The following is a 6,138-nucleotide window of genomic DNA, read 5'->3' on the forward strand; positions in this document are numbered from 1 at the left end:
GCGGGGCTGAAGTCGTTCAGCTCCCTCTTCATAAATCTTTACTAGATGATAGGAGGACAAGCTCAATATGGAAAAACAGGCACAGGAAAGGTTTTTTCAAATTTTAAAAGAAACCTATGATACGACGGTGAACCAGGAAAATATATCAATCAACGAAGTGATAGAGCATCTAAAGAATGAACTGACTCCGTTATACCCAAAATGCCATTAAAAAAGGACCTGCCGCATATTAGGGCAAGTCCTTTCTTTTATCATAAGGAAGTTTGCTGCTCTCTCTCAAGCATTTCCTCTTTGGTATATATGATTTTCATTGGATTCCCCCCAACGAAAGCTCCCTCCGGAACATCCTTATGGACAAGCGTCCCCGCAGAGACAATCGCCCCATTACCAATTGAAAGTCCTGGAAGAATGGTCGAATTCGCGCCAATCAATACTTCATCGCCAATGACTACTTCTCCTAAACGATATTCATGAATCAAATATTCATGAGCAAGAATCGTCGTATTATAGCCAATGACAGTATTTATTCCGACCGATATTTTTTCCGGAAACATCACATCCGGCATGACCATCAAGGCAAACGAAGTATGCTTCCCGACCTTCATATGTAAAAAAGTCCTGTATAGCCAATTCTTCATGCCCAGAAAAGGCGTGTAACGCGCTATCTGTATCACCACAAAATTCTTGACGACTTTCCAGAATGGAACGGTCTTAAATACATGCCATAGTGAATTGGCCCCTTCAACTGGATAGCGGGACGTGCGCCTCATTTTTTTCTAGCCTCCGTGAGTTTTTCAACCTCAACGATATTCAATAAATCCGCCATCTGCTCAAGCATATAATCAGGGTGATAGCTTTCCAGGAATTCACGGCCTTTAATGGACCAGGAGACCCCTGCCGTTTTTGTACCTGTATTTTTCCCGCCCATGATATCATGATAACTGTCGCCAATCATGATCGCTTCTTCAGGGACCGAACCGAGTTGATGTAAAGCTTTTACCAAAGGCTCTGGGTCCGGCTTTGCCTTTTCCACCTCATCCAGTGTGACCACCACTTCAAAGAACTGATCCAATTTGCTTAAACGCAGGCCCTTTTCGACGACATCACGCTTCTTTGTCGTAACGACTGCCAATTTATAACCGCTCTGCTTCAGCGTTTGAACGGTTTCGAACACCCCGTCAAATTGTGTGACAAGCAAATCATGGTTCCTCCAATTATGCTTCCGATAGTATGCGATCATTTCATCCACACGTTTTGGATCAATGGAAGAAAACGTATCGACCAAAGTCGGTCCGATAAATGGAATGATATCTTCCCGCTTGTACTTTCCAGGACAAAAGTGGTTTAAAGTTTCTGTAAAAGAGGCGATGATCAATTCATTTGTATTAATCAACGTACCATCAAGATCAAATAATAATGTAGTTATGTTACTGTTACTGTTCATATACAGCTTCCTTTCTCTGTACCCTATCAGTCCGATTCCATATATACGCAACGACCATCGTTAAAACAATGGCAGTGAGCAGCCGAATAAGTAACAGCGGCAAGACCGGAATCCCCAGCGGAATAAAAATCAGTGTGTCTTCTACAACAGCATGGCAGGCAACTAAAAAGATGAATGCAATCGTCATATCCTTCTTCGAAACATTATCCTCTTTAGCCGCTTGAATCATTACGCCTGCGCCATATGCCAAACCGAGAGTCAGGCCTGTAACGAAAGGCATGGAAGCATTCGGCTTCATCCCCAGGACCTTCATGAAAGGAGCAAGGGTCTTCGAGAAGGCTTCCAGCCACTTTAAATCCTTCATGATTTGAACCGCCACCATGAGCGGAATAACGATGACCGCCAGCTGGCCAATTCCTGAAAGGGCCTGGATGACCCCATGCAAAATGATTGCTCCCGTTCCGTTAATCTCTGCAGCCTCCCCGATAGCCGTTCCTTGGGCCATTTCAGATCCGCCCTGCCAAACAAAATTGATGACGACCGCGGACAAAAGCGCAAGCCCGATCCGTACTGTTAGAATGACCCACAGCTTGACACCGGTTTTCATCGCCACACCTGACTCAATCAATAAATTATGTGAAAAAGATAGCATCATAGCGATGATAAAAACTTCTTTCACAGTCAAATCAAGCGTTAATATGCCAGCAATCGCTGCGTATAAATTCAGGAAATTCCCTAATACAAGAGGAATTGCAGCATCCCCTGGAAGACCGATGAGATTCATCAAAGGCGCTATCAAGTTGATGATGAACGGCAATACAGGCGTATATTGAAGCACAGTGACGATCAGAGTAACCGGAAATATCACTTTCCCCAAAGACCAGGTTGTATTCAAGCCTGAAAGAAGTCCCTTTTTAACCGAATCTACTATCACTATGCCCTCTCCCTTTTCACATATTACCTATGCATCTAAATATCTTTTGTCTGAATGCCCGCGGACCCTTCTATAGACCACTAAAGCAATGGCTACAACTACCAACACTATCGAAATCACTTGTGCGATACGCAGTGACTCCGTCAGCATCAAACTGTCCGTCCGCAATCCTTCGATGAAATAACGTCCGATGGAATACCATATTACATAGGTTAAAAACAGTTCCCCCCTGCGCAAGTTCACTTTCCGTAAACTTAAGAGAATTATGACTCCGAGGATATTCCAAATCGATTCATACAAGAAGGTCGGGTGATAATACGTACCGTTTATGTACATTTGATTTATGATGAATTCAGGCAAATGCATATTTTCAAGGAATGACCTTGTTACTTCTCCCCCATGCGCTTCCTGATTCATGAAATTACCCCAACGGCCAATCGCCTGCCCCAACAATAAGCTCGGTGCAGCAATATCCACCAGCTTCCAAAATGAGACCTTCTTGACCTTTGCAAAAACGATTGCAGTCAGCACCGATCCGATCAACGCACCATGTATGGCAATTCCGCCATTCCATATTTTTATGATATCCCCCGGGTTTTGTGAATAGTACTCCCATTGGAAGATCACATAATAAATACGGGCACTAATGATCGCGATCGGGACAGCAAACAAAATCAAATCAGTAAATATTTCCTTATCAAGACCTCTTCGCTCAGACTCCCTTAATGCGATAATAAGTCCCAATAACACACCGAAACCGATGATTAGCCCATACCAATGTACCTGGATGGGCCCTAGATCAATCGCTATCGGATTCAGCGGCTGTATTCCTTGTTCCATTTTGTCCCCTCTTTTCCTATAACCTTTTAAAATTCATCATGTTCCGGATCTGCAATGGCATGGTTCAAGCGATCAGAAAACTGTTCTGCAGCATTTACTCCCATTCGTTTCAGGCGGTAATTCATGGCTGCCACTTCAATGATAACAGCTAAATTTCGCCCTGGACGGACAGGTACGGTAATTTTCGTCACTTCCGTATCGATGATTTTCATTTTCTCTTCATCAAGGCCAACCCGGTCATACTGCTTATTTTTTTCCCATAGTTCCAGATTGATGACGATTGAGATCTTTTTATTGCTGCGGACTGCACCAGCTCCAAAAAGTGTCATTACATTTATGATTCCCAATCCCCTAATTTCAAGAAGATGTTCGATTAAATCCGGGGCATTCCCGACCAGTGTATCTTGATCTTCCTGCCTGATTTCGACGCAGTCATCGGCTACGAGACGATGACCCCGTTTCACTAATTCCAGGGCTGTCTCACTTTTACCGACTCCGCTTTTACCGGTGATCAACACACCTAAACCATAGATATCCACCAATACACCATGAACGGCAGTGGTTGGCGCCAACCTGCTTTCAAGGAAATTGGTCAGACGGCTGTATAACCTTGTCGTCTTCATATTGGATCTCATCACAGGAACGGATTCCCGCTCAGAAGCTTCAATCAATTCTATCGGCACTTCCTGACCACGCGTAATGATGATTCCTGGAGTGAAGTCCCGGCACAACTCTTCCATCCTCTGTATTCGATCCGGTTCATTCAACCGATTAAAAAAGGACATCTCCGTCATACCTAAAAGCTGTACTCGATCTGCTGGATAATAATCAAAAAAACCGGCTATTTCAAGTCCGGGACGAGATAAATCACTCGTGACGATCGGTCGGTTAATTCCTTCTTCCCCACTGATAAGTTCTAGACCGAACGCTTCTACTATATCCTTTGTACGGACTTTTGCCATATATCTTTCCTCCTTCTGGAGCGATGCTATTTTTTGAGATACTTTTTCTATTTTAGCATTTTTCTGTTAATAACCAAACAATGCATTATCGATTTATCGTTTTTTTATTCACTCCGCACGGATTGGCCACGTGAACAGGAAAGAGATGAGGATGAACATAAATAAAAGAAAGCCCGCCATTTTATATTGGCCGGCTCACTTTGGAGACGAAAGGGATAGGAAAACGTACCTTCATCAAATGATATTCCCGAACCAACTCCAAGCACCCCCTTAGGTGTGGTTTCGCTAAAATTGCATGTTGATTTCCGCTCCAGTCACTCGCTTATCCAGAGGCGGTCGTGGAGCCTCCTCGGCTTGCGCCTGCGGGGTCTCCCCTAGACGCGCTTTTCCCGCAGGAGTCTCGTACCTCCCTCTCCAATCAACCTTATTATTAAATTTTGAACAATCCATAAAAAAATGCAGGCAAACTCGTTTTCCATCGAGTTTGCCTGCATTTTGCGCCGCCAGTGAACTTCCCTTTTCAGGAAACCGTTATTGCTGCAGTCTTCGTTTCTGCAAAAACATGAAGCACAGGAACCTCTTCTTTAACCGTCTTGAACTTAAGGACCTTCTGAACCACATCACTTTTCTCTTCGATGATGGTCATCCCTTCCAAAGTTACATTAAAGCTTCCTAAATTGGATTTCAACTCTCCTTCGATCGCCTTGCCTGGAGGCAGGGTCAGCTGGACTTTTCCAGTGACTGACTTAGCATGGATCGAATCGCAATCCATTCCTGAATTCGTACAGATGACTTCACCATTGAACGTTTGGACATCCAATTTCTTGAAGTACCCATCGGCATTAATTGCTCCATTCAAGGTCTCGGCTTCCAAGTCATTAAAATTGGTATCTGAAATGGTGATCATCCCGTTACCAGTTTCAAGCTCACAGAAATCACCCGTACCCTGCATGATATGAATGGCACCATTCGCCGTTTTCGCTTTAAAGTTCTCTGATTTCAATGATTCAGCCGTGATTGCGCCATTGAACATCCTTACATGAATGTCCTCATATTCCTTTCTTGGAATGTACATGGTCGTATCAACCTTTATGGATTTTTCACGAACCTTGAACTTCAATTTTCCATTTTCAATCGTGAAATCGACTTCTTCCAAAAAGTTTTTCCTGGCTTCTTCTATATCTTCCACACGGTATACCTTAGCTTGGCATTCCACCCGGACATCATCATGGTCCCATGCGGCGATTTTCATTTTCCCATTTGCTATATCTACATCAACTACATTCAGGAAATCTTGATCATGCTGGAAAATATGACTGACCTCCACAGATTTCCCGAAATTGAAATCAAGATCCGTTTCTTTGATTTTCTTAAAAGCACTTTCAACGAAATCCATAATCTTTTCTTTCGATGACTGGATATTCTTCTTAAACGTATCCTGATTGCTTCCTTCGCTTTTCTTATCCACGACTACCGTCGATAATTCATTTTGCAATTTCTGCTCTTTAGCTTCACTTTCCTGACTGGCTTTATCTAATTCTTCCAATAGGCCCATGGCTTCTTCCGCTGATAACTTTCCATCCTGAATCATTTCTAAAATTTTCTTTCTTTCCTCCTGCATGAACATTCCTCGCTTTCTTCTATCATTTTATTCATACATACGCCTAGATATCTAAAAAGTTTCATAAATACCGTTTTTCCCATCATTCGACAAACGAAAATGACAATTTCCGAAAAGGAAGATGTTTGATTTCCCCGGAAATATCTTGTTTTCCCATTCTTTAATCAAATGATTGATTAAATGCACACCGTCATTTTTCTACAAAAAAACAAGCCTGATGGCTTGTTCAAGACTGTAGATAAACTCGAAGAAAAGCCAGTTGATCTGACCCAATAAAGTTAGACATATAATTTAAGCAGCTTCTAAGACCTGAGTTCGGTATTCTATCGGACTCAGG

General features: G+C 42.8%; 7 protein-coding genes. 1 reads left to right on the forward strand and 6 read right to left on the reverse strand.

Annotated elements, in window-relative coordinates; genetic code table 11:
* The first annotated feature begins 67 nt into the window (after nt 1–67).
* Nucleotides 68–211, forward strand: a complete 144-nt coding sequence (locus AC3WLU_RS07510) for a YwzD family small protein (protein ID WP_492597056.1) — start codon at nt 68–70, stop codon at nt 209–211.
* A 40-nt stretch (nt 212–251) separates the two neighbouring features.
* On the opposite strand, the gene AC3WLU_RS07515 is transcribed toward AC3WLU_RS07510, so the two are convergent.
* From AC3WLU_RS07515 to AC3WLU_RS07540, 6 genes are all read right to left on the reverse strand, one after another.
* Nucleotides 252–770, reverse strand: a complete 519-nt coding sequence (locus AC3WLU_RS07515) for an acyltransferase (RefSeq protein ID WP_034309938.1) — start codon at nt 768–770, stop codon at nt 252–254.
* Complete coding sequence (gene ppaX / locus AC3WLU_RS07520) at nt 767–1,444, reverse strand: pyrophosphatase PpaX (RefSeq protein ID WP_492597057.1); 678 nt, start codon at nt 1,442–1,444, stop codon at nt 767–769. Before ppaX ends, AC3WLU_RS07515 begins: the two co-directional genes overlap by 4 nt.
* Entirely contained in the window at nt 1,434–2,378 is a 945-nt protein-coding gene (locus AC3WLU_RS07525) for a nucleoside recognition domain-containing protein (protein ID WP_413000664.1), read from the reverse strand. Before AC3WLU_RS07525 ends, ppaX begins: the two co-directional genes overlap by 11 nt.
* A gap of 27 nt (nt 2,379–2,405) precedes the next feature.
* Nucleotides 2,406–3,218, reverse strand: a complete 813-nt coding sequence (gene lgt, locus AC3WLU_RS07530) for a prolipoprotein diacylglyceryl transferase (protein ID WP_413000662.1) — start codon at nt 3,216–3,218, stop codon at nt 2,406–2,408.
* Nucleotides 3,219–3,244: 26 nt separating this feature from the next.
* A complete protein-coding gene (hprK, locus tag AC3WLU_RS07535; RefSeq protein WP_034309933.1) occupies nt 3,245–4,180 on the reverse strand; it encodes an HPr(Ser) kinase/phosphatase in 936 nt (311 codons plus the stop codon).
* A gap of 520 nt (nt 4,181–4,700) precedes the next feature.
* On the reverse strand, nt 4,701–5,801 hold the full coding sequence (locus AC3WLU_RS07540) for a DUF4097 family beta strand repeat-containing protein (protein ID WP_034311618.1): 1,101 nt from the start codon (nt 5,799–5,801) through the stop codon (nt 4,701–4,703).
* Between the last annotated feature and the right edge of the window lie 337 nt (nt 5,802–6,138).

Source organism: Peribacillus sp. FW305-BF15 (assembly GCF_058783805.1).

What these genes read in the sequence shown, in the direction of transcription:
- lgt (WP_413000662.1), bottom strand. Translation starts at nt 3,218, where the DNA reads ATGGAACAAGGAATACAGCCGCTGAATCCGATAGCGATTGATCTAGGG.
- AC3WLU_RS07510 (WP_492597056.1), top strand. Translation starts at nt 68, where the DNA reads ATGGAAAAACAGGCACAGGAAAGGTTTTTTCAAATTTTAAAAGAAACC.
- AC3WLU_RS07540 (WP_034311618.1), bottom strand. Translation starts at nt 5,801, where the DNA reads ATGCAGGAGGAAAGAAAGAAAATTTTAGAAATGATTCAGGATGGAAAG.
- AC3WLU_RS07515 (WP_034309938.1), bottom strand. Translation starts at nt 770, where the DNA reads ATGAGGCGCACGTCCCGCTATCCAGTTGAAGGGGCCAATTCACTATGG.
- hprK (WP_034309933.1), bottom strand. Translation starts at nt 4,180, where the DNA reads ATGGCAAAAGTCCGTACAAAGGATATAGTAGAAGCGTTCGGTCTAGAA.
- ppaX (WP_492597057.1), bottom strand. Translation starts at nt 1,444, where the DNA reads ATGAACAGTAACAGTAACATAACTACATTATTATTTGATCTTGATGGT.